Below are 25,930 nucleotides of genomic sequence, written 5' to 3'. Positions count from 1 at the left end.
GGCCGAATGCGGGCCCAGGCCGTGCGAACCGGCCACCGCGTGGCACCGATGGCGGACCAGGCCAGGACGGCCGCCGCCCATCGCTTCGAAGACGCCCGCTACTGGGCGGCGCCGCGGCTGGAGTCCGCGGCGCACGGGTTCGAAGACGAATTCGCCCCCAGGGTCAGCCACATGCTGACCACGGCGGCAAGGAAGATCGACCCGACGCCCACGCGGTCGCGGCGGTGGCCGATGCTCGTTCTCATGACCGGGATTGCGCTAGGGGCGATGGGCTACATGGCCTACCGCCGCAATGCCCAGCAGTGGACCGAGCACATGAAGGAATCCGCCTCCGATGCCTCACGATGGGTCAACGAGAAGGCGGAACGGACCGCCGAGTCCGCGGACCGGATCGCGGCCAACGTGTCGAACAAGGCGGACGAGGCATCCCGCAAGATGCCCTGATCTCGCCGGGAAGGCGCGCCCTCGACCTTGTACGAGGGCGCGCTTCTCTTTCTGCCGTTGACGCGTTAGCAAGCGCTTGCTACAAACCGGGCATGGCGCTGTCACCCCTCGACGACTACCCCGTCCATCAGGCGGCCCAGGTCATGCGGCACGTGGCCACGTCCGACCGCAATTTCTATGACCGCTACTACTTCAACTGCCACGCGGGCACCGGCGAGTTCATGCTGATCGTCGGCCTCGGCCAGTACCCCAACCTGGGCGTCACCGACGCCTTCGCCTGCGTACGGCACCGGGACCTGCACCGCGTCGTCCGGGCCTCGCGCGAGCTCGGCACCGACCGGATGGACACCGGGATCGGCCCCTTCCGCGTCGAGGTCGTCGAAGGGCTCAAGCGGCTCAGGGTGGTCCTGGAGCCGAACGAGCATGGCCTGTCCTTCGACCTGCTCTGGGAAGGCACGATCCCGGCGACCCTCGAACCCCGGCACTTCCTGCGGTGGCAGGAGCGTGTCATGTTCGACTCGGTACGCCTGGCGCAAACCGGCCGCTGGTCCGGACATATCAGGATCGGCGGGGAGAACATCCCGGTCTCCCCCGACCGTTGGCAGGGCACCAGGGACCGGTCCTGGGGCATCAGACCGGTCGGCGAGCCCGAGCCGCCCGGCATCCAGGCCAAGAACCCCGGCACCTTCTACTGGCTCTACGCGCCCATGCAGTTCGACGACCACGCCATCCTCTGCATCGTGCAGGAGGACGAGCGGGGCCGCCGGCTCCTGGAGGAGGCCGTGCGCGTGTGGCCGGACGGGCGGGAGGAGGAGTATCTCGGCCGGCCTGACTACCGCCCCGTCTACGCCCCCGGTACCCGGGACGTCGTCGAGGCCGTGATCACCTTCTCCCCACCCGGGGGCAAGCCGTTCGACGTGCACTGCACCCCGCTCCTTCCGGTGCACCTCATGGTGGGCACCGGCTACGGGCTGGAGCCGGACTGGCGGCACGGCATGTACCAGGGTCCCGGGCCTGTGGTGCAGGGCCTGACGTACCGGCTGCCTGACGACGCCGCCAGGATGTGGGGCCTGGTGGACGCCGTCGGGCGCTTCGAGTACGACGGGCTCGTCGGTCACGGCCTGTTCGAGTACTGGGCGCTGGGGCCGCACCCGTCGTTCGCCGGGTGACTACTCGGGCTTCTTGCAGACGATGGTGACCGCCTTGCCAGGGCCGCCCTCGGGGGCCTTGCCGGCCTCCGGGGGCACGGGCAGACCCTCGGCGGGCTTGGCGGGAACGGCGCGCACCGCATCGCCATCGGCGAGTTCGGTGGCCACCGCACCGGCCTCGACCTTCTTCACCATGATGGGCGGCTCGGCTCCTTCGGGCAGCTTCTCCGCGGGAACGGCACGATGCATCACCATCTCGCCCGGATCGACCTGCTTCACCTCCCCTTCGGAGGTGACCAGGACACCCATCGGCTTGCCCGGCTCGACCCCGGGCAGCTCGATGGTCTTGCCGTCACTGGTCGTGCACGTCACCTTGGCGCCCGCCGCGGAAGGCGGCTCGTCGGCCAGGGCGGACCCGGCCAGACCGGTCAGCGCGAGCGCGCAGACCGCGCCGAGCACCGCGAGACGTCGCTTGAACATGGGTTCTCCTCACTGGGATCGGTCGAACACCCCCGAGACTGACCCGCCGTACCTGAAACGACCCTGAAGAGGCCCTAAATGATCTTCAGGTTGGCTTTAGGTCGCCTGAGAGATCCTGGACGGCGTGCGAGTCTTACTGGTGGAGGACGAGGAGCGGCTGGCCGACCTGATCAAGGGCGGGCTGGCGGGCGAGGGCTTCGCCGTGGACGTGGCCCACGACGGGCGCGACGGGCTGTGGATGGCCACCGAGAACGTGTACGACGTGATCGTCCTGGACGTGATGGTGCCGCGGATGAACGGATACGCCGTCTGCTCCCGGCTGCGCGAGGCGGGCGACTGGACGCCGATCATGATGCTCACGGCCAAGGACGGCGTCTACGACGAGGCCGAGGCGCTCGACAACGGGGCCGACGACTACCTGGCCAAGCCGTTCTCGTACGTGGTGTTGCTGGCCCGGCTGCGCGCGCTGGTGCGGCGGGGCGGGCGCGAGCGGCCGGTGTCGATCACCGTGGGAGACCTGGTGATCGACCCGGCCGGTTTGCGGTGCCGCAGGGGCGAGGTGGAGATCGGGCTGACGCCGAAGGAGTTCGCGGTGCTGCACGCGCTCGCGCGGCGGCCCGGCGAGGTGGTCTCCAAGAGCGAGCTGCTGGCCCAGGCCTGGGACTTCTCCTACGACGGCGACCCGAACATCGTCGAGGTCTACATCAGCGCCCTGCGCAGGAAGATCGACGTGCCGTTCGGCCGGACGACGCTCATGACGGTCCGCGGGGCCGGTTACCGGTTGGAGGCGGCGTGATCGGGTGGCGGCGGATGGCCGTGGGGCTCTCGTCCGTACGACTGCAGGCGACCGTGGCGGCGACGCTGGTCGTGGCGCTCACCCTGGGGGTCGTTGCGCTGCTACTGGTGATCTTGTTGCGCGGCAGCCTGGAGAGCAGCGCGGGAGCCGAGGCGGCCAGGAAGGCTGAGGCCGCGGCACCGCTCGTCGAGACGATCGAGATAGCGCCCGGCACCCCGGTCAGGGTCCCCGCGGAGAAGAGCAAGGCAGGGGTGGTGCGGCTGCAGGACGGCACGGTGTCCGCGGTCGCCGACCCCGATGTCGTGCTGACCGCCGACAAGGCCGAAGCCATCAACCAATGGGCCGAGCCCGGCCAGTACGCCGTCGCCGGGATGAAGGTGACGACCCAGACCGGCCCCGCCATGTTGTGGTCGAGGGCCTCGCTGGCCGGCGCCTCGGACGCCCTGCGCACGCTGTACGGCGCGCTGTTGCCCGGCATGCCCGCGGTGCTGCTCGTGGTGGCCGCCATGACCTGGTTCTCCGTGGGCCGCACGCTGGCTCCCGTGGCCGCGATCAGGGCCAAGGTCGCCGACATCACCGCGCGTGACCTGCACCAGCGTGTCCCCGTACCGAGTTCCAAAGACGAGATCGCGGCGCTGGCCATCACCGTGAACGGCACGCTCGACCGCCTGGAGACGGCCGTGGAGACGCACAAGCGGTTCGTCGCCGACGCGGCGCACGAGCTGCGCAGCCCCATCGCCACCTTGCGCGCCCGGCTGGAGCTGGCCGAGCCCAGCGAGCTGACCAAGGAGGCGCTCGCCGACATCGAGCGGCTGCAGTCCCTGGCCGCCGACCTGCTCATGCTGGCCAAGCTGGACGCGGGCGAGCCGCTGCGGAGCGCGGAGCTGGACCTCGGCCAGGTGGCGGCCGAGGAGTCGCTGCGGGTACGGCGGCGGCCCGAGGTGCGGGTGGAGCTGGACATCGAGCCCGACGTGGTGATGAAGGGCTCCCGGGCGCATCTCGACCGCCTGGTGACGAACCTGACCGACAACGCGGTACGCCACGCCGCCTCGACGGTGTGCGTACGCGTGCACGCCGAGGCGGACGAGGCCGTACTGGAGGTGCTCGACGACGGGCCCGGAATCCCGTTCGAGCAGCGCGAGGCCGTGTTCGACCGCTTCACCAGGCTGGATGAGGCAAGGGCCAGGGACGCCGGCGGCGCCGGGCTCGGGCTGCCGATCGCGCGGGACATCGCGGCTCTGCACCAGGGCTCTCTTGTGTACGCGGGCGGCGGGTTCATCGCCAGATTTCCCTTGTGTCACATGTGAACCACCAGTGCTCGGTGGACGTGAGAATGGTTGAAGGAGGCAACCATGCTCACACGTCGTGCATTGATCGTCCGAGGTGGCGCCACGGGCGCCGGAGTCGTCTTCCTGTGGCCCGGCAGGGCCGAGGCGGCGGCAGGTCCCGTGCTCGCCACGACCAAGAGCATCCCGCTCGGCGGCGGCCGGATCATCAAGGGGAAGTACGTGATCACCCAGCCGAAGAAGGGCGTCTACCGGTGCTTCAGCGCCAAGTGCACCCACCAGGGCTGCGCGGTGGCGAGCGTGAGCCGTGGCACGATCAACTGCCCGTGCCACGGCAGCAAGTTCAGCGCCTCCACCGGGGCAGTGGTCCAGGGTCCGGCCAAGCACCCGCTCCCACGCAAGAAGATCAAGGTGTCGAAGGGGAAGATCAGCCTGGCCTGATCACGGCGGCCTAGGTCAGCCGCGCGGAGCAGCCCAACTGGTTGGCGATCCGCGAGATGCCCTCCGCGAACGACCGGCGCGTACGCTCAGGGAAGCCGATGAACAGCTGGTTGGCCAGCGCCACGGCCCAGTACGGGCCGGCCACGCTGTAGACGCAGTGGTCGTGGGCCGGCCGCTCGCCGAGCAGAGCCTGCCACACCTGCTCGACCGGCGCGGTCACCACCCCGGCGACCTCGGTGATGAGCCGTTTCGTCATGGCTTGACCACCTGGCCGAGCAGGCGGACGATCTTTGTGGACATGGCGCGGCTCCCTTGGTCGCGGCGCCTATCCTGTGAATGCGCGTTCGGGCAGGGCAGGCGCCTTGTTCGGATGTCCGGCCGCTGAGGTGTTGGCGCACCTCGGCGGCCTCCTTCACATGGGGGTCCAGTCGAGCTCCCCCTTGTCGAGCCGGGCCGAGCAGGTCCTTGATCCAGTCCAGCTCGGCCTGGTGCAGAGCTTGCTCGTACTCGACCTCGAGCATGAGCACCGCGGGCAGTCCGCTGTCGGCCATGGCCCGCCGGTGGGCGTCCATCCCGGCCAGGGCGCCCTCGATCGTGGCCGCCCGGCCGCGGAGCGCGCGCTGGGCGTCGGGCAGCGGCAGGCAGCCGATGAGCGAAACGGCCGCCACGAACGTGCGCCGGTCGGGGTCGGGCCGCTCCAGCAGCTGCTTCAGCCGGGCGACCAGCTCCTCGCGGCCCTCCTCGGTGATCTCGTAGACCGTGCGCTCCGGCCTGTGGCCCTCGCGATCGGTCTTGGCGGGCACGATCAGCTCGTCCTTGGCCAGCCGCTCGACCGCGTGGTAGAGACTGCGCGGCAGGCCGGTGATGTAGTCCTTGTGCGTCTCGACGATGAACCGGTGCAACTCGTACGGGTGGGCGGCGCAAGAGGTCAGACGTCGAGCTGCAGGAAGGCGCGGTCGATGGCCTGCCTCACCACGTCCTCCGGATACGGGAAGTGCTTGATCAGGTCGCGCAGGCCCTCCACGTGTGCCCGCTTGGCCAGCTCCGCCACGAGCGCCAGTTCGGCCTGCTGGGCCTGCGCGTACGCGCGGTCCACCACCGCGCCGTGCCCCGGCACGATCACCGGCTCCGGCATCTCGTCCAGCATCGCGGCGACGGTGGCCGGCCAGTCCAGCGGGTACGAGTCGCTGAACGCCGGCGGCGCGCCCTCCTCGACCAGGTCCCCCGCGAACACGACCCCGGCGTCGGGAACGTGCAGCACGACGTCGTTGCTGCTGTGCCCGAGCCCGAAGTGCCGCAAATGCACGATGCGCCCGCCGATGTCCAGGCTGGCCGCGGCCGTGAACGTCTGGTCAGGCGGCACGATCGTGATCTCCTCCAGCTCCTCCCGTCGGTCGGGCAGCTGCGCGATCACGTTGGCGCGTTGTTGCTCGCCGTACCGCTCGATCTCCTCGGCGCACCTGGCGTGCCCCCAGATCTCGGCGGGCCGGAACAGCGCGTTGCCGAAGTAGTGGTCGAAGTGGGAGTGGCTGTTGACGACCGTCCACGGGCCCGGGGTGATCCGCCTGACGGCCTCGATCAGGTCAGCCGCCTCCCGGTGCGAGGTACGCGTGTCGAGCACCAGGCAGTGCCCGTCATCACCGACGATCAGACCCGTGTTCATGTCGAACGACCGGTGACGCCGGACATAGACCCGGTCTCCGATCTCCTGCCACTGCTCGTTCATGCCAACGAACCCTACTTTTCTAGCGGAATTCGAGTCCGTCAAACGCGTGAGAAGACCGCCACTGGTCGATGTAGGCGAAGTACGCCGTCGCGCCCAGCGGGTAACCGACGTTGAGCCAGCCACGCAGCCCGAGATCCTGGCCCTCGTTGTTGTAGTAGCCGGGCGTGCAGTCCGGCCCGCCGAGCAACGAGCCCGGCCCCGACAGCAGCAGCTCGATCCACGCGTCCTCGGCCTCCTTGGTCACCTCGACCTCCAAGAAGCCGTGCTCGAGGACGTGTTTGACGATCAGCGCGATCGTGCGGGCGGCCTCGGTGAGGTTGTGCGGGATGTTGGAGAGCAGGTTCGCGCCCTGCGTGTGCTGCACCAGGAAGGCGTTCGGGAAGCCGTGCACGTGGATGCCGTGCATGGTGCGCATGCCCTCGGCCCAGCGTTGCGACAGCCTGACCCCGTCGCGGCCGGTCACGTCGTACCCGGCCCGGCGGGTGTAGTCCGTGCCGACCTCGAAGCCGGAGGCGTAGATGACGCAGTCGACCTCGTACTCCCTTCCCGCGGCGACGACGCCGGTCTCGGTGATCCGCTCGACGCCCTTGCCGTCGGTGTCGACGAGATGCGTGCCAGGGAGGTTGAAAGCCTGCAGGTATTCGTCGTGGAAGCAGGGGCGTTTGCAGAGCTGGCGATACCACGCCTTGAGGTTTCGCGCGGTCTCCGGGTCCGCCACGACGGCGTCGACGCGGGCGCGGATCTCCTCCATCTTCTCGAAGTCGGAGTCCTCGAAGGCGGCCCGCATCGTCTCAGGGGTCAGCTCGTCCAGCTGACTGATCTTGGCGCGGACCCGGCGGGCGATGTCGGTCCAGCCATCCATCACCAGGTCCTTCTCGGCCGCCGCGCCGGTCTGCATGGCCGTGAAGTTCTCCAGCCAGCGCTGCTGCCAGCCGGGCGTGGCGATGCCGGCGAACCAGTCGGGGTCGGTCGGGCGGTTCCCGCGGACGTCCACGGACGACGGGGTGCGCTGGAACACGTACAGCTCCTTGCACGCCCGCGCCAGGTGGGGGACGCACTGCACGGCCGTCGCGCCGGTGCCGATGACGGCCACGCGCTTGTCCGCCAGCCGGTCCATGGGCGCGCCCGAGGCGTCGCCGCCGGTGTAGTCGTAGTCCCAGCGGCTGGTGTGGAACGCATGCCGTCTGAAGTCGTCGGTGCCCGGGATGCCGGGCAGTTTCGGCACGTGGAGGGGGCCGATGCCCATCGCCACGAACTGGGCGGTGAACGCGTCGCCCCGGTTCGTGCGCACGAGCCAGCGGTCGCCGAGCCATTCCAGGTCCACGACCTCGGTGTGGAACAACGCGTGGTCGTACAGGCCGTAGTGCTTGCCGATGCGGCGGCAGTGCTCGAGGATCTCGGGCGCGTGCGCGTACTTCTCGGTCGGCATGTGCCCGGTCTCCTCCAGGAGCGGCATGTACACGTACGACGCCGTGTCGCACTGCGCTCCCGGGTAGCGGTTCCAGTACCAGGTGCCGCCGAAGTCGCCGGCCTTGTCGATGACGCGCACGTCCTCGACGCCGGACTCCTTCAGCCGCGCGCCGGTGACCAGGCCGGCGAACCCACCGCCGACGAACGCGACCGTCACGTGGTCGGTCTTCGGCTCGCGCTCGGTCCTCGGCGTGTAGGGGTCCTCGAGGTAGTGCGCGAGGCGGCCGGTGAGGCGCAGGTACTGGTCGTTGCCGTCCGGGCGGAGCCGCTTGTCGCGCTCCTCGCGGTATTTGCGGCGAAGGGCTTCTTTGTCGAGGACGGGATGGGTCATGCAGCCTCCGGGAGCGAGACGTGGCGCCTGGATGACCGGGACAATTCCAGAATGTCATTCGGAAATGGCCGCAGACAACCCCTTCCGGTGGCCGGAGCACCACCGGTCCGGACTAGGGTGAGAAACCCGGCACACGAGGAAGCAGAACCGCCTTGGGTCACCGCGCACTGGTCATTGCCATGCTGCCCGCCATCGGGCTACGGGTGCTCGCCGTGCTCGGATTCCCGCCCGCGCTGCTGTTCTACGGCGACTCCTTCGCCTTCCTGCGCGAGGAGCTGACGCCGGGAACGACCAGACCGTCCGGATACTCCCTGCTGCTGGCGCTGCTGCGTCCCGCGCACAGCCTGACGCTGGTGACGGTCCTCCAGCACCTGCTGGGGCTGGCGCTCGCGGTCGGCGTCTACGCGCTGCTCAGGCGGCGCGGCCTGCCCGGCTGGGGCGCCACGCTGCTGGTGACCCCGCTGCTGTACGACGAGTTCCTCGTCCTCCTCGAACACATGATCATGGCCGACGCGATCTTCATCGTGCTGGTCACCACCGCCATCACCCTCATCGTGTGGCGCGTCACGCCGGCCACGGCCGCCGTGGGCGGGTTACTGCTCGGTCTGGCCGGCATCACGCGGACGATCGGTCTGCCACTGCTGCTGCTCACGGCGGCCTACCTCCTGATCAGGCGGTACGGCTGGCGCCCGCTGCTGGCGCTGGTCGTGGCCGGGGCGATCCCGCTGGGTGCGTACGCCACCTGGACGAAGGCGGAGAAGGGCAAGTTCGCCCTTACCGAGGCGGACGGCAACTTCCTGTGGTCCAGGACGATGAGCTTCGCCGACTGCGACGTGATCAAGCCGCCGGCGCGGCTGGCCGTGCTCTGCCCCCGAATACCCGTCGAGCAGCGTCCCTATCCGCCGCACTGGTTGTGGGAGAGCTTCTCGCCGCTGCTCAAGGTGCCGGGGACGGCCAACCGTAACCAGCTGGCCGGAGAGTTCGCCAGGCAGGCCATCCTCGCCCAGCCCGGCGCCTATGTGGGCACGGTCGCGACGGACCTCACCCAGTTGCTGCGCTGGGAGCGTACGGCCGCGGACGAGAAGACGCCGTACAAGTTCCCGGCGGCCGAGCGGCCGATCAGCGCGTCGGTGCGGGGCGTCGCGGAGTCGTACGAGGCGGGACCGGCCGCCACGCGGGTCGTCGAGCCGTTCGCCGGATGGCTGCGCGCCTACCAGCGGTTCGGGTATGTGCCTTACCCGCTGCTGATGGTCGGCTTGGTGGTCTCGCTGGCGCTGGCCGTGACGCGACGGCGGTGGGACGCCCTGCTGCCGGCGCTGGCCGCGCTCGCGCTCGTCGCGGCGCCGCCGTTCCTGGCGGCCTACGACGTGCGGTACGTGATTCCGGCGATCCCGCTGGTCTGCCTGGCGCTCGGATTGACCGTGAGCGCCAGGGCGCGGGGGGACGCCGCGGTCCGGCCCGCGACGGAGCCGGAAGCCGTGGCCGGTCGCACCACCTGACCATTGCCGCCGCGAACGACGACTGCTACCGTGCCATGTGTAAAGAAATTCTTACAGGTGATGGGACCCTATGACCACGGCCGGGCCGACGGGCGACGACCTGGTCGAGATGCTGGCCGCGCTGGCCAACCCGCTGCGGCTGCGCATCGTCGCCAGGCTGTCCGACGGCCGTGACTACGTCAGCCACCTGGCGCGCGAGATCGGCGTGAGCCGCCCGCTCCTCCACATGCACCTGCGCAAGCTCGAGGCAGCCGGACTGATCGTCGGCAACTTGGAGCTGTCGGAGGACGGCAAGGCCATGAAGTACTACGAAGTCACGGACTTCAGCTTGCACCTGACCGCCTCGGCGCTGGCCGAGGCGGCGAAGACGTTGACCCTGGAGAAGGGTCCCGGAGCCGAGGAGCACTCCTGATGCTGGATTCCTGGCCAGAGGCGATCTTCTACCTCGGTGTGCTGGTCCTGGTCGCCTTCCTGATCGCGCTCCTCATCGTGGGCACGTTCGAGACGCGCAAGCTCAAGCTCCAGGCCGACCAGGCCGAGGATCTGCGCCAGCTCGTGCGCCGGTTCGAGCAGCTCGCCGAGGGCACGTTAGACGCCCAGCAACGCACCGCCTCCGACCTGGCCGAGTTGCGCGCCCGTGCGGCGTCGATCGAACAGATCCTCCGCACCGTCGAGTAGACCCCCTCCTGGGCCGTCACGGCCGGGAGGGCGCGTCCGCCGCTGGACGACGGAGAGCACGATGCCGGCCAGCAGCCCAGTCGGGACCGTCACGAGCTGGCCCAGGATCAGCCCCATGACGGCCGCCAGACGTGCGTGCTCGAAGCCGTCGCCGCGCGGTGACCACCCGAGGGGAATCACGATCGCTCCGCACAGAAGCCCGATGGCCAGCCATCGAATGATCGCCACGGGCATGATGATGCTGGAGTTGCCGGACGGCGCGCCAGCCCGGCGGCATAATGACGCCCGATGCCGAAATTTCCAGACCTGGTTGAATATGCGGCGGCGATCGCGCCCATCATCGACGCGGCCCATGTCAACGTGCATGCCTCGGCGCTCAAGGCGGTCACTGAGCTGGCCGCGACCTCCGGCGTGACGCCCGGGTTGCTGTCCGACCTGCGGTTCGTGTTCCCCCTACGGCCGGTGACAAGAGGCCAACTCGGCAGCATCTACCGATACGGCGGGGCAGACGTCCAGGAGCAGGTGCGCACAGGCACGCTGGTGGAGAACGACGGCATCCTTCGGCTGACGGCGGAAGGCCTGGAGTTCATCCACCGGCTCTATGAGCTGCACGGCGCCGCGGCCGAGCGGGTCTGGGGCGGGCACGACCTGCCCGGGCTGGCCGGGCTGGTGGGCAGGGTGCTCGACCAGGCGGGGCGGCTGCCCGGCGGCGGCTCCGGCGCGCTGGCGGCGGTGGCGCCGCCGTACGAGCCGGAGTGGGCGGCGCCAGGGGTGCTGCTGTTCAACCGGCTCGCCGTGCTCCGCTACCACCGCGCGGACGCGCACGCCGCCGCCTGGCAGGCAGCGGGCCTGTCCGCAGCCGAGATCGTCGAGCTGAGGAACGGGCCGCTGCGTGCCGGGATCGAGACAGACACCAACCTGCGGGCCGGCGCGGCGTACGAGGTGCTGTCCGCGGAGGAGCGGGACACCTTGTACGACGGCCTCCTCAAGCTGGTCTGAGCGCCGTGAGCAGGCGCCCGACCTGGGTGCGGTCGTTGACGCCGAGCTTGTCGTAGGCGGCCTGCAGGTGGTTGGCCGCCGTCCGGGTGGACAGCGTCAGCCGGTCGGCGATCTGCCGGTTCGTCAGCCCGGCGGCGGCGAGCTGGATGATCTCCCGCTGCCGCGGCGTCAGCTCGGGCGTGGCCAGCTGCACCAGCGCTGGCGTGGTGATGCCCGGGCAACGTTCGGCCAGCGCCCAGGCCCTGGTCTGCGCGCCCCTGGACTGCGAGCCGCGGCCGGCGTCCCGGTACGCGGCCGCCTGCTGCGCCGTGGCCTCGGCCGCGTACAACACCAGGCCCAGCCGCTCGAACTCGGCCGCCACGACCCCCAGCTCGCCCGGGTCCCCGACGGCCCGCGCGTGCCTGGCGAGAAGGCCGGCCAGCGGCCCGTCCACGCGTTGTGCCAGTGCCGGCAGCCGGTCCGCGGCCGGTCCAGGCGCGCCGAGCCGCACCAGATCGTGCAGCGCGAACATCAACGGGCCGGCCTGCTCGTGCCGCTCCGCCAGATCGGCGGCCACGATGGACAGGCGCACCGCCTCGTCCAGATCGCCCTCCGCCGCCGTCACCCAGACCGCGGCCTGCAGCACGGGCAGCCGGGTGAACGGCCAGCGTGCCGCCATCTCCTCCGCCTCCGTGAGCGTGGCGCGAGCCTGCTCCGTCCGGCCGAGCAACGCCAGCGCGTGGGCCAGCTCGCCCAGGCATCTACCCAGGTACGGCGTGCGCGTCGGCAGCCGGGCGGCGTCGTCCCTGCACCACCTGGCCGCCCCTGCCGCATCCCCGCTCAGCCTGCTGACCAGCGCACGGTAGGCACCGAACCCGGTCACCGACAGCTCGCCGGCGTGCAGCCCCATGCCCTCCTCGGCCGTACGCGCGGCCGCCTCCAGCCGCCCGCTGTACACCTGCGCGGCGCACCGCGCGTCCAGGAGCGTCGGCAGCGCGTGCGGCGCTTCGTCCGCCCAGCCGGCCATGCCCGCCCGCAGCCTCTCGGCCACCGCCAGGCTGTGCTCGTAGCGTCCGGAGTACGCGTCCACCCACGCCTCCAGGCAGGCCGCGTGCGCCGCGCCGCGCACGGTCCCCGGCGTGCACCCGAGTGCCCGCGCCAGCCACCCGGCGGCCCCGGTCAGGCGGCCGGCGAGGAAATCGGCCACACCGCGGTAGGTGCAGACCTCCTGCCGCCAGGCCGGCTCGCGCAGCGTCTCCGCGGCCCGGTCCAGCACCCGGCACGCCTCGGCGTCCGCGCCCGCCCACGCCAAGTTGATCCCCAGGCTGGCGGCGTGCTGGGCGCGATCGCCCTCGGTGACCGCGTACCGGGCCGCCTCCCGCAGCGACTCCACCGCCGCGTCCGTGTCGCCGAGCACCATGAGGACCTCGCCGAGCAGCGCCAGCGCCGCCACGCCCGCCCCGGCGTCCATCGCCGCCCTGGCCAGCCGCGCCGCCAGCCGGGGGTCCTGGCGAGCCCAGGCCAGCCGCGCGGCCGCCATCAGCATCTCCGGCTCGGCGGCCGAGCCGCTGTCCAGCCGCCACACGGCCGCCCGCAGCTGGTCCTCGCGCCGCCGCAGCCCCGTGGCCTCCAGCGCTTCGGCCAGCATGCGCCGCCGGCGCCGAGCCCGTAAGGTGCCGCAGCCGACGCGTACGACCTCGCCGTAGAGGGGGTGAGCGAGCCGCAGGAGCTCGCGCCGCCCCTCGCCCTCGGTCACGACCAGGCCCCGATCCTCCACCCGCTCGACCGCCCCGGCCGAGGTCAGCTCCGCCAGCAGGCCGGCGCCCAGCGGCTCGCCGAACGCGACCAGCTCGAGCACCTCGCGTTCGTCCTCGTCGAGGTGGCCGATGCGCTCGCTCACCAGCTCGCGCAGCCGCGTGCTGACCGACAGCTCGCCCCGCCAGCGCCACTGCCCGTCCCGCTCGGCCAGGCATCCGGAAGTGCGGCCCGCGTGCACGACCTCGCGCAGGTAGAGCACATTGCCCCCGCTGACCCTGGCCAGGTGCCGTACGGTCGCCGCGGCCACCTCGCCGCCGAGCGCGCCCGCCAGCACCTGCCCGACCTCCTCCCCGGTCAGCGGCGGCAGCTCGATCCTGGTGATCAGCTCGTCCTTCCACAACGCGGCGACAGGAGCCGGCTGCGGTTCGCCGCTGCGCACCGTGACCAGCAATTTCGCCTCGCCGTTCTCGGCGAGGTAGCGCACCAGCGCCGCCGAGGCCTGATCGAGCCGGTGTGCGTCGTCCACGCTGACCACCAGCTCGCCCATGCGAGCTCCGGCGTGCAGGCGGCGGGCGGCCCAGCGCAGCAGGTTCTCCCCACCCTCCGGCGGCCCCGTCAGCACGTGCGCGAACGCGCCGAACGGGATCATCGACGCGGTCACGGTGCCCAGCGCGCGCACGACCGTGTAGTTTGCCTGCCCGGCCAGTGCCTGCCCGGCCAGTGCCTGCGCCGCCAGCCTGCTCTTGCCGACCCCCGCCTCACCGGCGATCATCACGCCGACTCCCGACCGCAGAGCCTCCCTTACGGTCGCGAGTGGCCCCCCTCGCCCGACGAACGGCCATCCGCTCCCCAGCTGCTCGCTCATCGCGCCTCCTCTCCGCCGCCCATGGTGCGGGAGCGACATTCGCGGGAGGTTCAGGCCGGATCGCCGTCGAGTCCGGCGGCTTCGCGCAGGAGGTCCAGCAGCGCTTCGGGCCCGTTGAACGGCACCGGCTCGCACCCGACCTCTTCGAGCAGCCCAAGGAGCCGGCCGCCTGATTGTTCGGGCTCGACCAGCCGGACGATGACCGTTCTCACATGGAGCACCATCTCTCCGGCCGGTTCAGGTCTGGTTCAGGTGGGGTACGGGGCGGGCTCGACCTCCAGCTCGCGCATCCGTTCCGCGTAGAGGTGGTAACGCCTGCGGGCGTCGCCGCGGCGACCCGCCAGATCGAGCACCCGTACCAGGCCCAGGTGGGCACGCTCGTCGTAGCGGTCGCGCTCGAGCAGCCGCAGCCAGTAACGCGCGGCCTCGTCGTAGCGGCGTTCGCCGGTCCTGGCGGCGGCGAGCCTGGCCGCGGCCTGCACATACCCGAGCCTGGCCTGCTCGCGCAGCCCGACCGCCCAGTCCGCGTACGGGTCCTCCTCACAGAACTCGCCGCCGTACGCGCTCTCGGCGGCCGCCCAGCGCGCCAGCGCCTCGGCGGTGTGGCCGGCCTGGTCGAGTCTGGTGGCCACGGCCACCAGGTCCAGAAATTTCTCGACATCGAGGTCAACGTGCGACAGATCCAGGCGTAACGCGCCTTCTTCGGACACCACGATGTCGTCGGGAGGGTGTTCCCGCTCGGGGTCGAGCACGGCCCGCAACGTCGACACCATGACGTTCAACCGCCGCAGCCCGACCGCCTCGTCCTCCTGCTCCGGCCAGAGGATCTCCACCAGGCGTTCCCTGCTGATCCCGCTCCCCCGGCGGCCGGCCAGGATCTTCAGCAGGTCGCGGGCCTTACGGGACTGCCAGGCGGTACGGGCGACGGGCACGCCGCTCAGCAGGACGCGGAACGTTCCCATGGTCTCGACGACGACCCTGGCCCCGGGCTCGGGCACGGCGCGGGAAATGAGCGCGTCGATCCGGTCGTCCAGTGCCCGGCAGCCGATGGCGTGCATGCGCTCGCGTACCGTCATGGCGGTGTCCCGGCCGGTCGCCGGGTCGGCCAGCGCCGCCCGGACCAGCTCGGCCCTGGCCTGCCCGATCGGGTCGCCGAGCATCGTCCACTTGCGCACCGCCTCGTCGGCGAGCTTGGCATCGCCGGCGAGCACGGCGCGCAGCTCCACGATGGCGGCCTGGGCGGCGTGGTCCCTGCGCCGGACCGCGACGGGCTCGATCTCCCCCAGCAGCTCCCTCGCGCGGGCGGGCCGCCCGGCGGCCAGTGCCACGCGGGCCGCCGCGACCAGCGCGCCGACTCCCGCGATGCCCTCGGCGTGCTCCAGCGCCTGGTCGGCGACGCGGACGGCCTCGTCGGGGTCGTCCGCGGCGAGCAGCTCGGCCAGCTCGTTGAGCGCGTTGGACCGCACCTGCACGTCGCCGGGCGGGGCCTCGGCGATGATCCGCCGGTAGGTCGTGGCCGCCGCCGTGCGGTCGCCACGGAGCGCGTGGACCTTGGCCACGTGGAGCAGCCCGTAGGTGACCAGCTTGGAGCCCACGGCCTCCCACCCGGCCACCGCGGTGGCGGCTTCGGTGGCGGCTTCTTCCAGGCGGCCGAGCCCGATCAGCGCCTCGGCCCGGTTGCAGGCGTTGAGCGTGGCGAAAGGGGCGAACGACAAAAGGTCCACCAGGCGGCCGGCGAGATCCGTCTCGGCCAGCGCCTCGGCGTAGGCGCCCTCGTCCAGATAGCGGGAGGCGCGGTTGGCGTGGATGCGGATGAGCTGGACGACGTCGCCTGCGCGCTCGGCGTACTCCAGTGCCCGCACGTAGTGGGCGTCGTTGGCGCGACGGTCGCCGTCGAGGGAGGCGAGCATGGCCAGCACCGTGTGCGCCATCGCCAGGGCGGCCGGGTCGCCCAGCGCACTGGCCTGCTCCATCGCTTTGTCGGCGAGGTCGGCGCAGCCTGCCCGATCGCCTTTCATCCACAGCACGGAGGCGGCGGAGGCGGCGCACATGGCGGCATCGGCGGGCGGGAAGCCGTGCTCGTGGCCCCTGGAGTACATGGCGATCGCCGCGTCGTAAGCGCCGCGCCGGTGATCGATGAAGGCGAGCCGCCTGGCCACGAACGCGTCGAACGCCGGGCCTTCGGCGGCCTGGGCGAGCAGGTCGCGGGCCTCGTTCCAGCGGCCGCGATTCTGCTCGGCGATGCCCGCCAGCTTGAGCATCTGGGGAGAGCGGCGGACGGCCTCGGGTAGCAGGTCGAGCGCGGCCGGCACGTCGCCGCGTTCGGCCAGGCGCAGGCCGTAGGCGTCGAGGAGCGAGGCGGCCAGGCCGGGGTGCGCGGTGGCGACGGCGGCACGCAGGGCGAGCTCGGGCTGGTCGTGCTCGACGTACCAGCGGGCGGCGACCGCCGCCACGTCGTGGGCCTCGTGCCGATCCAGCGGGGCATGCCGGGACAGGACGTGCGCGCTGGTCTGAGTCAGGCGGTGGCCGTCCTGGTCGGCCTCCAGGAACAGGCCACGGCTGGTCAGCGAGTCGAGCGTGCCGGGCGGCGCGCCGAGCGCCGCGGCGAGATCGCCGGTCAGCACGGGCAGAACGGTGGCGGCACGCAGCAACTCCCGCATGGCGGCGGGCAGGTCATTGAACGCGTCGAGCGTCAGGCGTTCGAGGGTGGCGGAGGTTCCTGCCAGGGTGGCGGCGGTGCGCGGCCACGTGGCGGGGTCCTCCCTGGCCAGCGTGTCGAGTGCGGCCTGCACGGCGGCGGGCCAGCCGCCGCAGGCGTCGTGAAGCGTGGCCGCCACGGCGGCGCCCGGCTCCCCCAGCCGTTCACGGGCCCAGGCGGCGGTCTCCTCCGCGGTGAGCGCCAGATCGGTCGCGTCGAGATCGAGCACCTCGTGGTCCTGGCGCAGCCGCGCGGTCGGGAACGGCAACGGCGCCCGCGACGCGGTCACCAAGTGCAGATGCCGGGGCGCGGCCCGGACCAGCGTCTCCACGTAACGTACGGCCCCCGGCGCGCCCGCGATCGCCTCGACCCCGTCGAAGACCAGGGCCAGCGCCTGCCGCAGCCGCCTCGACAGTGCCTCGGCGAGCGCGCCCGCCAGCGCCGCGGCCCTGGACAGCTCGTCGGCGTTGGGGTCGAGCGGCGCCTGCGCCGTCGTGATGAGGTCGGCGGGCAGCCCGGGCACCGCCTCCGAGAGTGCCGTGGCCACGGCTCCGGCCAGCGTGGGCACGTCGCGGTCGGCAGGGCCGAGCCGGTGCAGCACCGCCCCGACGGCCTGGCTCCACCCGGCCAGCGCGATGGATTTCCCGTAGCCCGTCGTGGCCACGAGCGTGGTGAGCCTGTGCGTCAGCGCCCCATCCAACCGCCGGTCGAGGGCGGGACGGGGTTGCACCCACCCTCGGTCCACCCCCGCATCGTACGAGCGGCTCCACGGTTCGCAAAGTGCCACCTCGCGGTAACCAGCCGGAAGGGGCACTATGGTCGTACTTCTTTTCAGGAGGCACCGTGGAGCAGGATCTGCCCGGCGGTGCGAGGCTGATCGTGGGGGTGGACGAGTCCCCGGCCTCGCGTTGGGCGCTGGCCTGGGCCATCGGGGCGGCCAGGCTGCACCGGATGGCCCTGATCGCCGTGCACGTCAGCCGCGCGCCCGTGCATCCCTTCCCCGAGGCCCTGCCCGTGCAGCATGCCGTCAGGCTGGGTGAGGAGGCACGCTGCGCCGAAGTGATCGGTGCGGCGTTCGACGACGTGGCGGGCGGGGTGCCCGACGATCTCAGGACGGCCGTGGTCGCCCGGGTCGGCGATCCCGGCTACCACCTCGTGGACCTGGCGCGGGAAGGCGATCTGCTGGTGCTCGGCCGGGGGCGGCGCGGGCTGCTCAGCCGAATCTTCCTCCCGTCCACCAGCATGTACTGCGCCCGGCACGCGCGGACCACGGTCGTGATCGTGCAGCAGCCGTCGGCGCCCGACGACCCGGACATGTCAGGAGAACGGAACCGGCGCTTCTGGAGCCGCCGGCATCCGTAGGGACCGCTTCAGCAGGCGCAGCCCTTCGGGGATGCGGTCCCTGCCGATCGCGCCGTAGCCCAGGACCAGGCCCGGTTGCGCCGGGGTCTCGCCGCAGTATGACTCCAGCCGCTCCAACGCCAGGCCGGGCGCGGGGCGTACGGACACGCCCGGCGCGAGGCGGGCGCACAGGTGCAGGCCCGCGGTGGACGGGACCGGGCGCAGGCGGTCGTCCCCCTCGAGCATTTCCGCGATCATGGCGTGTCTGGCGGCGTACTCGCGCGTGGCCTTCCTGATGTGCCTGGCCAGCAGGCCCTCGTCGATGAAGCGGGCCAGGGCCGCCTGGGTCGGCAGCTCACCGTGCCAGTCGGACAGCTGCCTCGCCGTCCGCAGGGCCGGGGCGAGCGAGGCGGGCGCGACGAGGAAGCCGAGCCTGAGCATAGGGAGCAGGGTCTTGGAGAACGAGCCCACGTAGATCACGCGGCCGGCCCGGTCGAGGCTCTGAAGGGGTTCGAGTGGCCGCTCGCCGAAGCGGAACTCGCTGTCGTAGTCGTCCTCGATCACCACCGCCCGGCGGCGCTCGGCCCAGGCCAGGAGGGCGGCGCGGCGGGCCATCGACATGGGCGTGCCCAGGGGGAACTGGTGGGACGGGGTGACGTACACGATGCGGGCGGCGTTCGGGATGGCCTGGACGTCGATGCCCTCGGCGTCGACCGGGACGCCGGCCACGCGGGCGCCGAGTGAGCGGAACAGCAGGCGGGCGGGCGGGTAGCCGGGCTCTTCGACGGCCACGCAGGCGCCTGGCTCGATGAGGACGCGGCCGATGAGGTCCAGCGCCTGCTGGGCGCCGTTCGTGATCAGCACGTCGCCGGCGGCAGCGTGCACAGAGCGGCTGATGCCGATATGTCGCGAAATAGCGTCTCTTAGCGGCTCGTATCCGGACGGGTCGCCGTAAGCGGCGGCGCCGACCCGCAACTCGCGGGTCACCAGCCTCCGCCAGGTCTCCATCGGGAACAGGCGGGGGTCGGGCGCGCCGACGCGGAAGTCGTACGGGGCATCCGGCGTGTGGGCGGGCGGGCCGAGCTCCCGCCAGATCGCCCGCGGCCGGACGACGCCCTTGGGCGCGGCCCTTCCGCGGACCGGCTCGGCCGACACGAACGTGCCCGCGCCCGCCCTCCCCACCAGGAACCCGTCGGCGACGAGGCGGTCGTAGGCGAGCGCGACCGTGTTCCTGGAGATCTCCAGCCGGCGGGCCAGCTCCCGTGTCGGGGGCAGGCGTTCGCCCGAGCGCAGCCGGCCGTCGAGTATGGCGTCGAGCAACTGGCGGTAGACCTGTGCGGCCAGGTCACCGCGGCCCTGGAGGGTGACGTGGAGGTCCATCTTGGCCCAATCAGTTTGCCGAGGATTGGAGCTTATCTCGGGACAAGTTGCGCTTGAAGATGGGTGCATGACAGAGCGCATGGATCTCGGATCACTGGCCGGTGAGGCGTACAAGGCGATGGCCGGGCTGGACAGGTTCGTCGCCGCGAGCACCCTGGCCAAGCCCCTCCTGGAGCTGGTATGCCTGCGCGCCAGCCAGATCAACGGCTGCGTTTACTGCGTGGACATGCACAGCTCGGACGCCAAGCGGGCAGGGGAGAGCGACGCCCGCCTGCACGCGGTGGCGGTGTGGCGCGAGGCGCCCTTCTTCACCCGCCAGGAACGGGCCGCGCTCGCCTTCACCGAGGCGGCTACCAGGCTGTCCACCACCGATGTCACGGACGAGGTCTGGGAGCAGGCCGCCGCGCACTTCACCCAGCAAGAGCTGGCCGCGCTCGTGGTGGCCGTGGCCACCATCAACGCCTGGAACCGGATGGGCGTCGCCACGCGGATGACGCCGGAGTCGTACAAGTGATCGCGCCCTCGGCAAGGCGTGTGGGAGCGACCGTGAGCGGGCGGGCCTTGAACGGACAGGCCATGAGCGGACGGGCCGTGAACGGGCGGCGCATCCTGGCTCAGGCCCAGTTCGCGAACTCCATCGGTGACGGCGCCTACCTCGTCACCTCCGCTTTCTACTTCGCCAGGATCGTCGGTCTGCCGCCTGCCGAGATCGGCCTCGGCCTCACGCTGGGCTGGGCCGTCGGCTCAATCGCCGGCGTCCCGCTCGGCCACCTCGCCGACCGGCGCGGCGCGCGCGGCGTTGCCGTGCTGCTGGCGGTCGCGACGGCCGCGGCGGTGGTCTCGTTCATGTTCGTCCGGTCGTTCGCGCCGTTCGTGCTCGTGGCCTGCCTGTACGGGACGGCGCAGACGGGCCTGTCCGCCGCCCGCCAGGCCCTGCTGGCCGGGGTGGTGGAGCCCGCCGAACGTACCGTGGTGCGGGCGGCCCTGCAGGCCACGCTGAACGGCGGCCTGGCCGTCGGGGCCGGTCTCGGCGGGCTCGCGTTGTGGCTCGGCACTCCGTCCGCGTACCTGACGTTGTTCGCGCTCGACGCCGTGAGCTTCCTCGTGGCGGCGGCGCTGCTGCTCAGGCTGCCCGCCGTGCGGCCCGTACCGCTCGCCGCCTCCGCCGGGCCGAAGCTGGCCGTGCTCAGGGACCGCCCCTATGCCGTGATCACGCTGATCAACACGGTGATGCTCTTCTACATGCCGTTGCTGAGCGTGGTCGTGCCGCTCTGGATCGCCGAGCGCACCTCCGCGCCGTCCTGGGTGGTCGCGGCGCTGCTCCTCATCAACACCGCCAGCGTGCTGCTCTTCCAGGTGCGGCTGGCGCGCCGGGTCAAGGGCCTGCGGGACGCGTCCTCGTCGGTCCGCCAGGCCGGGCTGGTGATGCTCGCGGCCTGCATGGTGTTCGCGCTCAGCACGTACGGGTGGGTGTTCCTGCTAGTGGCGGCGGCGCTGCTGGTCGTGGGCGAGATGCTGCTCGCCGCCGGGGCCTGGGAGATCAGCTTCGGGCTCGCCCCGGATGACCGGCAGGGCCAGTACCAGGGCTTCTTCGGCACCGGCGTGGCCGTGGCCAGGATGTGCGGGCCGGTGGCGCTCACCGCGCTTGTGCTCGGCGGCGGGACGCTCGGGTGGCTTCTGCTCGGCACGGTATTCATGGCAGCGGGCGCCGCGATGGCGCCGGCCGCCAGATGGGCGTACCTGACGCGGATGGCGCCGGCTACCGGCCGGGCGCTCCCCTGAACCGGGCGACGCATTCAGTGCGGGTGCGTTCAGTGCGTGTGGTCGTGGTCGGCCGACGGGACGTGCCCGTCGGCCAGGGTGGCCGGGACCGTGAAACTCGCCGTACGGACCTTGTCGTCGTGCTGGAAGTCCAGGAACAGCCGATAATCGCCGGTGCTCGGCACCTCGGCGTAGAAGACGATCTCCGGTCCGGCTTTTTTGCCGTCTTCGGGGTGCACGTGCAGGTAGGCGAGGTCGCCGGCGCGGAGTGCGACCAGGTGGCCGTACGCACCGAGGTAGGGCTGCAGATCCGTGACCGGCTCGCCGCCCTTGTTGACCGTGAGGGTGAGCTTGCTGGACTGCCCGGGGACCAGGTTCCCGGCGAGGTTCACCGTGTAGTCGTCGACCGTCGCCGTACGGCTGACGTGCGGGAGCGGCTCGGGCTGGAAGTCACCCGCGGCCTGCAGGTCCACGCCGAGCGTCAGCTTCTCGCCGCCCTTGGAAACGAAGTCGGCGAATGCCCGGTACGCGCCCGCCTTGGGGAGCGTCAGTTTGACCGACCACGTGCCGTCGGGGGCCATCTCCGGGTGCACGTGCTGGAAGCTTGTCAGGTCGCGCGAGGCGACGATGAAGTGCATCTTCTTGTCGTGCTCGACCTCATAGTCAGTGACCGGCTTGTAGTCGGGCCCGATCACCGTGAACCTGAAGTCCATCGGCTGGCCGGTGACGGCCGTGGTGAGCGGATTAAGGGTGTAACCGTTCTGCGACACTTGCAGTCCCATAGGGGTGTTGCCCTTGGCCTGCTGCGTGGAGCCGCCGTGATGGCCACCATGCCCGACACTGCTCTCGTCGCCGTCCCCATTGCCGTTCCCGTCGCCGCCTTCCGCCAGTTCCTTCGCCAGCGCGACGGCCGGGTGGTCCGCGACGTGCGACGGGACCTCCGCGGGCGTGGGACCGACCGCACGCCCCGCGGCCAAGGCGCCACCGAACACAACGGCCAGCCCCAGGACACAGGCGCCGAGCCTGGTGGCGACGCTCATCACGATCTCCTAAGGGAGCGATCCCGGCTCATATTCGAGGTACGGACGAACCCGCACCTCCGGCGCCTTGTTCGCTCAGAGCTTTCTTCACCGCCACCGAATTCCCCGAGCAGCACGCTCACCCGCCACAGGTCACAACCTCGCCTTTGTCCGATATATACCCATATGTCTGCTATAAACCTGGGGCGCGAAACACATCGTCACTTTGAGTAATTTCCGTTAGGACGTCGCGTGGGGTGGGGCAGGTATGGTGGGTGGGGCTTGAACACTTGCTCTTCGCACATTCCACACATCTGGTCGTGCGCAACACAGGGACCGCAGCCATCCCTTGCTAGGCTGCTTTTCAACCGTTGGGTCTCACCCCGGCAGGTGAGGCCGTCGAAGAAGTGGGGTCACACCGTGAAGAAGCTGCTTGTTCTGGCGCTGATCGCCCTCGGGGGGCTGCTGATCTGGCGCAAGGTTCAGGCCGACCGCGCAGAGCTCGATCTCTGGACTGAGGCGACCGGCAGCGAGAACTAACCGACCGGCGAGGCGATGAGTGACATCGTCCCCATCAAGCTGGTGTGCCTGGACCTTGCGGGCACCACGGTCGGTGACATTGCCATGGTCGAGCGCGCCTTCGCCGAGGCGATCGCCACCCAGGGCATAGTGCCCGGGACCGGTGCGTACGCACGTGCCATGGTTCACGTGCACCGGTCCCGGGGGTGCCCCAAGATCGATGTCTTCCGCGGGATCTTCCCCGGCAACGAGGCCCAGGCGCAAGCGGCCAACCTGACGTTCGAGCGTTCCTACGAGGGCGCACTGGAGCGGGCAGGTCTCGTCCCCATGCCCGGAGTCATAGAAGTCCTCGACAAGCTGCGCGGCACCGGTATCAAGCTCGCCTTGATCACCGGCTTCAGCCGCACCACACTGGGCCGCATCCTGGGCGTGCTCGGCTGGCACGACAAGATCGACCTGGCCATCTCCCCCGAAGACGCCGGCGGCCGCGGCCGCCCCTGGCCCGACATGGTGCTACACGCCGTTCTCCGCCTGGGGGTAGAGGACGTCCGCAACGTGGCGGTCGTAGGCGACTCGGAGAGCGACATGCTGTCCGGCCGTCGAGCCGGCGCCTCGATCGTGGCCGGCCTGATGACCGGCGTGCACAGCCGGGAACGCCTCCTCAAGGGCGGCGCGACCCACATCCTGGATTCGATCATCGACTTCCCAGGTTTGGTGCTGAGCGACGACCTCGGCACGACGCAGGTAGCATCGTCCTCCCGGTAAGCTATCTTCGTCGAAGGGGCCTTAGCTCAGTTGGCAGAGCGCCTGCTTTGCAAGCAGGAAGTCAGGAGTTCGAATCTCCTAGGCTCCACAAGATCAGAAGGGCGATGACCAGGCTAAACGGCCTGGTCATTTCTCATTTCTATGATCTTCGCACCGCTGATGGGAGGAATTTGGGAGGACACCACCCAGGGGCGCAGGTACGGCCGCAGAAGCTCCGTCCGCTGGTCGGAATGCATGGGGTCGCCGCAGATCGACATCGTGGACGACCTGCAGCCGCACGCGGCCAAGTCGTACGTGATCGACAAGAAGGGGTACGGGCTCTTCGCCGATGATGCCGGTGCCGCGCTGGTGGCAGAGAAGGGGTGGCGCGACATATATGTGTGCGGCATCGCCACCGAGAGCTGCGTGCTCGCGACCGCGCTCGGCGCGTTCGAGATCGACCTCACGCCGTGGGTCATCGAGGACGCCTCGGCCAGTCACGCCGGCCAGCACGTCCACGACGCTGGCATCCTCGTCACCCAGCGGTTCATCGGCGTCGGACAGGTCATCAAAGTTGCCGAACTTCCGCCCCGCCTGGTCGCCCCTGAGCGGCAGAACTGCAGCGCCTGACACCTAGGGAGGGTGGGTGCGATCACAACTGGCCGTCTGTGCGATCGCTACGATACTCGTCACCCCCACCAAATGCGGCGACCCTGACGCCACCGGGGAAAGGGGCCGCGTCCCGGACCCGCAGTGCTTCATGGAGGTATTGCACGGCGACATCAGCGTCTCCCCTGCCGGGATCGGAGCGACCCTCAGATATTGGTGCACCGACCCGCCGATCCGGCACCGGATCTCCCTGCGGTTACAGCTCCGGGACTCCAACGGCCGCTGGGTCACCATGGACCAACGGGAAGACCGGACCGTCCCAACCTCCACCCCGCGCACGCTGACCACGGCCACCGCGTGCTTTCCCGGACTGTGGCGCGCCCGCGGAACCGCCGTGGGATCGTTAAAAGGGAAAGACGGCAAGGTGCAGGAGTTTGAGCCAGCGCAGAAGGACAGCAGGGAACGGGTGGTGAGCGTTGATGACTGCGGACTCGGCTGAGCGGCGGCATCCTCGCGCGGACGCGCTGCGCCATGCAGTCGACGTGCTCCAGCTATGCCTGCTCGGACAGACACGCCGAGGCGTGCTCGGCTATGCATCATCCTCGACAGCGGCGGCCGGGCGGCGAACCCGATGGAAGGCGCTGCCCAGGGCGTTCGCGCGAGTGTGGCAACCCGAGGCGGCCACCGCACCCGCGTCTGAGTGGATTCTCACAAGGGAGGGCGACGGCTGGGCCCTGCGGCGCCAGGGCGAGGAACTTGGCGCGCCAGCGTACTTCACGACCGCCGTCCCGGTCGACGACCAGAATGAGGCGTTCGATTGGGCCGCGGACGTGACACCTGACGCCAATGCAAAAGCCATCCGCTACGTGGGACCGCCGCCTGCGTGATCCGGGCGGAGGGCCAGGTGTCACGTGCGAGCGCGCCGCACCAAGTCCAGGATCGCCTCTACAACCAACTCCGGTTGATCGTGGTGGATGTAGTGGCCGGCGTTCTCGGCGACAACATGCTTGCTGTCCGTGGACAGGTTCGCCAGGTCGACCTGCAGCGGGTACCAAGTCCTGAAGTGCTTCCGACATGCCGTGAGCTGTTGTGGCGTCTTGGCGGTTGGGTCGACCTCGCTGCACGTCAGCACCGTCACGGGAATGTCGCCGAGCGGGCCGCTCCTTCGACTGACGGCGGACCCGATCTGCGCGCGCAGCGCCAACTCCCACCATGAGGTGCGCCGTCGCCGATCACTCAACGACAGGGCCACAGCCACCTCCGCGTACTCGGGCGGAACCAGGCTCGACGGCTCCTCGGCTAGGCCGAGATCTCGCGCCAGGCGTCTCAGACCGAACCACTTGGCCCGGCGCATCGCCGCATGCTTGAGCGTCCCCCAGTGATAATTGGGGAACCGGCGGTGCTGATCGGGGTGGCTGGAGTCAATGAATACGATCCCCGCCACCTCCTCTGGGTGTTCGGCGGCGAATAGGTGGACGATGTAGCCGCCCATTGAGTGGCCAGCCAGGATGTATGGCGGCTCGATACCGGCCCGGTGGAGTGCAGTGTGCAGGTCGTCGGCCGCGTTCAGTTGCGCTATGGGGTTCCAGACGGGGTCGCTCCAGCCGAGCCCTGCCCGGTCGAAGATGACCGTGCGCGTCTCCTTTACAAGTGCCGGTAGGAGTATCGCGAAGTCCACGGACGATTCTCCCAGGGCGGGGATGATGACGACGGTCGGCGCCCTGTCCCCGGCCGTCCATAGATGGATGCGTCGACCGTCAACGTCGACCATCCGGCCGGGCGGTGGGTAGCGGCGTCGGTCCCTCACGGAACCCCAGGTTTGGTAGGCGGCGCTGGCGGCTCCGAGCGCGGCGGTGGTGATGGCGGCAGCGGCGAATGATCGCTTGAGTAGGCGCACGACCTCCACCCAAGCAATCGCAACACTCAACGTCACGGCTCCGAGCAGTCACATCCGGCTAC

At 70.6% G+C, this 25,930-nt stretch carries 26 protein-coding genes, 1 tRNA gene and 1 pseudogene; 17 read left to right on the top strand and 11 right to left on the bottom strand.

Annotation, left to right across the window (positions count from 1 at the left end; all coding sequences use genetic code 11):
• Window positions 1–6: 6 nt before the first annotated feature.
• Window positions 7–444, top strand: coding sequence for a hypothetical protein (locus Q9G87_RS19060; protein WP_305917716.1), 438 nt, complete (start codon window positions 7–9; stop codon window positions 442–444).
• 92 nt (window positions 445–536) lie between these two features.
• Entirely contained in the window at window positions 537–1,613 is a 1,077-nt protein-coding gene (locus tag Q9G87_RS19055) for a hypothetical protein (RefSeq protein WP_305917715.1), read from the top strand.
• Here the strand turns inward: Q9G87_RS19055 and Q9G87_RS19050 are convergent, their stop codons facing one another.
• Window positions 1,614–2,072 (bottom strand): hypothetical protein, encoded by a 459-nt coding sequence (locus tag Q9G87_RS19050; protein WP_305917714.1) that lies wholly within the window; start codon window positions 2,070–2,072, stop codon window positions 1,614–1,616.
• A gap of 124 nt (window positions 2,073–2,196) precedes the next feature.
• On the opposite strand from Q9G87_RS19050, the gene Q9G87_RS19045 reads away from it, so the two are divergent.
• The 3 genes from Q9G87_RS19045 to Q9G87_RS19035 are packed head-to-tail and all read left to right on the top strand — an operon-like array spanning window position 2,197 to window position 4,595.
• Entirely contained in the window at window positions 2,197–2,868 is a 672-nt protein-coding gene (locus Q9G87_RS19045) for a response regulator transcription factor (protein ID WP_305917713.1), read from the top strand.
• Window positions 2,865–4,175 carry a sensor histidine kinase gene (locus Q9G87_RS19040; protein ID WP_305917712.1) on the top strand — a complete coding sequence of 437 codons (1,311 nt, stop codon included), beginning with the start codon at window positions 2,865–2,867 and terminating at the stop codon, window positions 4,173–4,175. Before Q9G87_RS19045 ends, Q9G87_RS19040 begins: the two co-directional genes overlap by 4 nt.
• 45 nt (window positions 4,176–4,220) lie before the next feature.
• The gene (locus tag Q9G87_RS19035) at window positions 4,221–4,595 is read left to right on the top strand and encodes a QcrA and Rieske domain-containing protein (protein ID WP_305917711.1); all 375 of its coding nucleotides are present in this window, start codon (window positions 4,221–4,223) and stop codon (window positions 4,593–4,595) included.
• Window positions 4,596–4,605: 10 nt separating this feature from the next.
• On the opposite strand, the gene Q9G87_RS19030 is transcribed toward Q9G87_RS19035, so the two are convergent.
• Complete coding sequence (locus tag Q9G87_RS19030; RefSeq protein WP_305917742.1) at window positions 4,606–4,851, bottom strand: hypothetical protein; 246 nt, start codon at window positions 4,849–4,851, stop codon at window positions 4,606–4,608.
• A gap of 263 nt (window positions 4,852–5,114) precedes the next feature.
• Between Q9G87_RS19030 and Q9G87_RS19025 the strand changes: the two genes are divergently transcribed.
• Complete coding sequence (locus tag Q9G87_RS19025; RefSeq protein WP_305917741.1) at window positions 5,115–5,351, top strand: hypothetical protein; 237 nt, start codon at window positions 5,115–5,117, stop codon at window positions 5,349–5,351.
• 26 nt (window positions 5,352–5,377) lie between these two features.
• On the opposite strand, the pseudogene Q9G87_RS19020 reads toward Q9G87_RS19025, so the two are convergent.
• From Q9G87_RS19020 to Q9G87_RS19010, 3 genes and pseudogenes are all read right to left on the bottom strand, one after another.
• A pseudogene (locus tag Q9G87_RS19020) lies at window positions 5,378–5,497 on the bottom strand (PadR family transcriptional regulator); the annotation flags it as partial.
• A gap of 26 nt (window positions 5,498–5,523) precedes the next feature.
• Window positions 5,524–6,321: an MBL fold metallo-hydrolase gene (locus Q9G87_RS19015; protein WP_305917710.1), complete on the bottom strand. Its 798-nt coding sequence runs from the start codon at window positions 6,319–6,321 to the stop codon at window positions 5,524–5,526.
• A 19-nt stretch (window positions 6,322–6,340) separates the two neighbouring features.
• On the bottom strand, window positions 6,341–8,122 hold the full coding sequence (locus Q9G87_RS19010) for a flavin-containing monooxygenase (protein ID WP_305917709.1): 1,782 nt from the start codon (window positions 8,120–8,122) through the stop codon (window positions 6,341–6,343).
• 152 nt (window positions 8,123–8,274) lie between these two features.
• Here Q9G87_RS19010 and Q9G87_RS19005 point away from each other — a divergent pair, with 152 nt between their 5' ends.
• From Q9G87_RS19005 to Q9G87_RS18990, 4 genes are all read left to right on the top strand, one after another.
• A complete protein-coding gene (locus Q9G87_RS19005) occupies window positions 8,275–9,621 on the top strand; it encodes a hypothetical protein (protein WP_305917708.1) in 1,347 nt (448 codons plus the stop codon).
• Between the two features lie 70 nt (window positions 9,622–9,691).
• Complete coding sequence (locus tag Q9G87_RS19000) at window positions 9,692–10,033, top strand: ArsR/SmtB family transcription factor (protein WP_305917707.1); 342 nt, start codon at window positions 9,692–9,694, stop codon at window positions 10,031–10,033.
• On the top strand, window positions 10,033–10,299 hold the full coding sequence (locus tag Q9G87_RS18995) for a hypothetical protein (protein ID WP_305917706.1): 267 nt from the start codon (window positions 10,033–10,035) through the stop codon (window positions 10,297–10,299). Before Q9G87_RS19000 ends, Q9G87_RS18995 begins: the two co-directional genes overlap by 1 nt.
• Before the next feature lie 288 nt (window positions 10,300–10,587).
• Window positions 10,588–11,298, top strand: a complete 711-nt coding sequence (locus Q9G87_RS18990; RefSeq protein ID WP_305917705.1) for a hypothetical protein — start codon at window positions 10,588–10,590, stop codon at window positions 11,296–11,298.
• Here Q9G87_RS18990 and Q9G87_RS18985 read toward each other — a convergent pair.
• The 3 genes from Q9G87_RS18985 to Q9G87_RS18975 are packed head-to-tail and all read right to left on the bottom strand — an operon-like array spanning window position 11,285 to window position 17,343.
• On the bottom strand, window positions 11,285–13,900 hold the full coding sequence (locus tag Q9G87_RS18985) for a LuxR C-terminal-related transcriptional regulator (protein ID WP_305917704.1): 2,616 nt from the start codon (window positions 13,898–13,900) through the stop codon (window positions 11,285–11,287). The genes Q9G87_RS18990 and Q9G87_RS18985 overlap by 14 nt on opposite strands.
• A gap of 50 nt (window positions 13,901–13,950) precedes the next feature.
• Window positions 13,951–14,112 carry a hypothetical protein gene (locus Q9G87_RS18980; protein WP_305917703.1) on the bottom strand — a complete coding sequence of 54 codons (162 nt, stop codon included), beginning with the start codon at window positions 14,110–14,112 and terminating at the stop codon, window positions 13,951–13,953.
• A gap of 36 nt (window positions 14,113–14,148) precedes the next feature.
• Window positions 14,149–17,343, bottom strand: coding sequence for a BTAD domain-containing putative transcriptional regulator (locus Q9G87_RS18975; protein ID WP_305917702.1), 3,195 nt, complete (start codon window positions 17,341–17,343; stop codon window positions 14,149–14,151).
• A 98-nt stretch (window positions 17,344–17,441) separates the two neighbouring features.
• Between Q9G87_RS18975 and Q9G87_RS18970 the strand changes: the two genes are divergently transcribed.
• A complete protein-coding gene (locus tag Q9G87_RS18970; protein ID WP_305917701.1) occupies window positions 17,442–17,960 on the top strand; it encodes a universal stress protein in 519 nt (172 codons plus the stop codon).
• Here the strand turns inward: Q9G87_RS18970 and pdxR are convergent.
• On the bottom strand, window positions 17,916–19,319 hold the full coding sequence (gene pdxR, locus Q9G87_RS18965) for a MocR-like pyridoxine biosynthesis transcription factor PdxR (RefSeq protein ID WP_305917700.1): 1,404 nt from the start codon (window positions 19,317–19,319) through the stop codon (window positions 17,916–17,918). The two genes, Q9G87_RS18970 and pdxR, sit on opposite strands and share 45 nt — an antisense overlap.
• Window positions 19,320–19,386: 67 nt before the next feature.
• On the opposite strand from pdxR, the gene Q9G87_RS18960 reads away from it, so the two are divergent.
• On the top strand, window positions 19,387–19,833 hold the full coding sequence (locus Q9G87_RS18960) for a carboxymuconolactone decarboxylase family protein (RefSeq protein WP_305917699.1): 447 nt from the start codon (window positions 19,387–19,389) through the stop codon (window positions 19,831–19,833).
• A gap of 62 nt (window positions 19,834–19,895) precedes the next feature.
• Window positions 19,896–21,101 (top strand): MFS transporter, encoded by a 1,206-nt coding sequence (locus Q9G87_RS18955; protein WP_305917698.1) that lies wholly within the window; start codon window positions 19,896–19,898, stop codon window positions 21,099–21,101.
• 29 nt (window positions 21,102–21,130) lie between these two features.
• Here the strand turns inward: Q9G87_RS18955 and Q9G87_RS18950 are convergent, their stop codons facing one another.
• Entirely contained in the window at window positions 21,131–22,120 is a 990-nt protein-coding gene (locus tag Q9G87_RS18950) for a hypothetical protein (RefSeq protein ID WP_305917697.1), read from the bottom strand.
• 399 nt (window positions 22,121–22,519) lie between these two features.
• On the opposite strand from Q9G87_RS18950, the gene Q9G87_RS18945 reads away from it, so the two are divergent.
• From Q9G87_RS18945 to Q9G87_RS18930, 4 genes are all read left to right on the top strand, one after another.
• A complete protein-coding gene (locus Q9G87_RS18945; RefSeq protein ID WP_020542320.1) occupies window positions 22,520–22,639 on the top strand; it encodes a DLW-39 family protein in 120 nt (39 codons plus the stop codon).
• Window positions 22,640–22,654: 15 nt separating this feature from the next.
• A complete protein-coding gene (locus Q9G87_RS18940; protein WP_305917696.1) occupies window positions 22,655–23,383 on the top strand; it encodes an HAD-IA family hydrolase in 729 nt (242 codons plus the stop codon).
• A 15-nt stretch (window positions 23,384–23,398) separates the two neighbouring features.
• Window positions 23,399–23,471 (top strand) — tRNA-Ala (locus tag Q9G87_RS18935).
• Window positions 23,472–23,542: 71 nt separating this feature from the next.
• Window positions 23,543–23,992, top strand: coding sequence for an isochorismatase family protein (locus Q9G87_RS18930; RefSeq protein ID WP_305917695.1), 450 nt, complete (start codon window positions 23,543–23,545; stop codon window positions 23,990–23,992).
• Between the two features lie 886 nt (window positions 23,993–24,878).
• On the opposite strand, the gene Q9G87_RS18925 is transcribed toward Q9G87_RS18930, so the two are convergent.
• A complete protein-coding gene (locus tag Q9G87_RS18925) occupies window positions 24,879–25,877 on the bottom strand; it encodes an alpha/beta fold hydrolase (RefSeq protein ID WP_305917694.1) in 999 nt (332 codons plus the stop codon).
• Window positions 25,878–25,930: the final 53 nt, after the last annotated feature.

The sequence above is a fragment of the Nonomuraea turcica genome (assembly GCF_030718205.1).
In the GTDB taxonomy this organism is placed as follows: Bacteria; Actinomycetota; Actinomycetes; order Streptosporangiales; family Streptosporangiaceae; genus Nonomuraea.
This window is presented reverse-complemented; position numbering and strand designations above follow the sequence as displayed.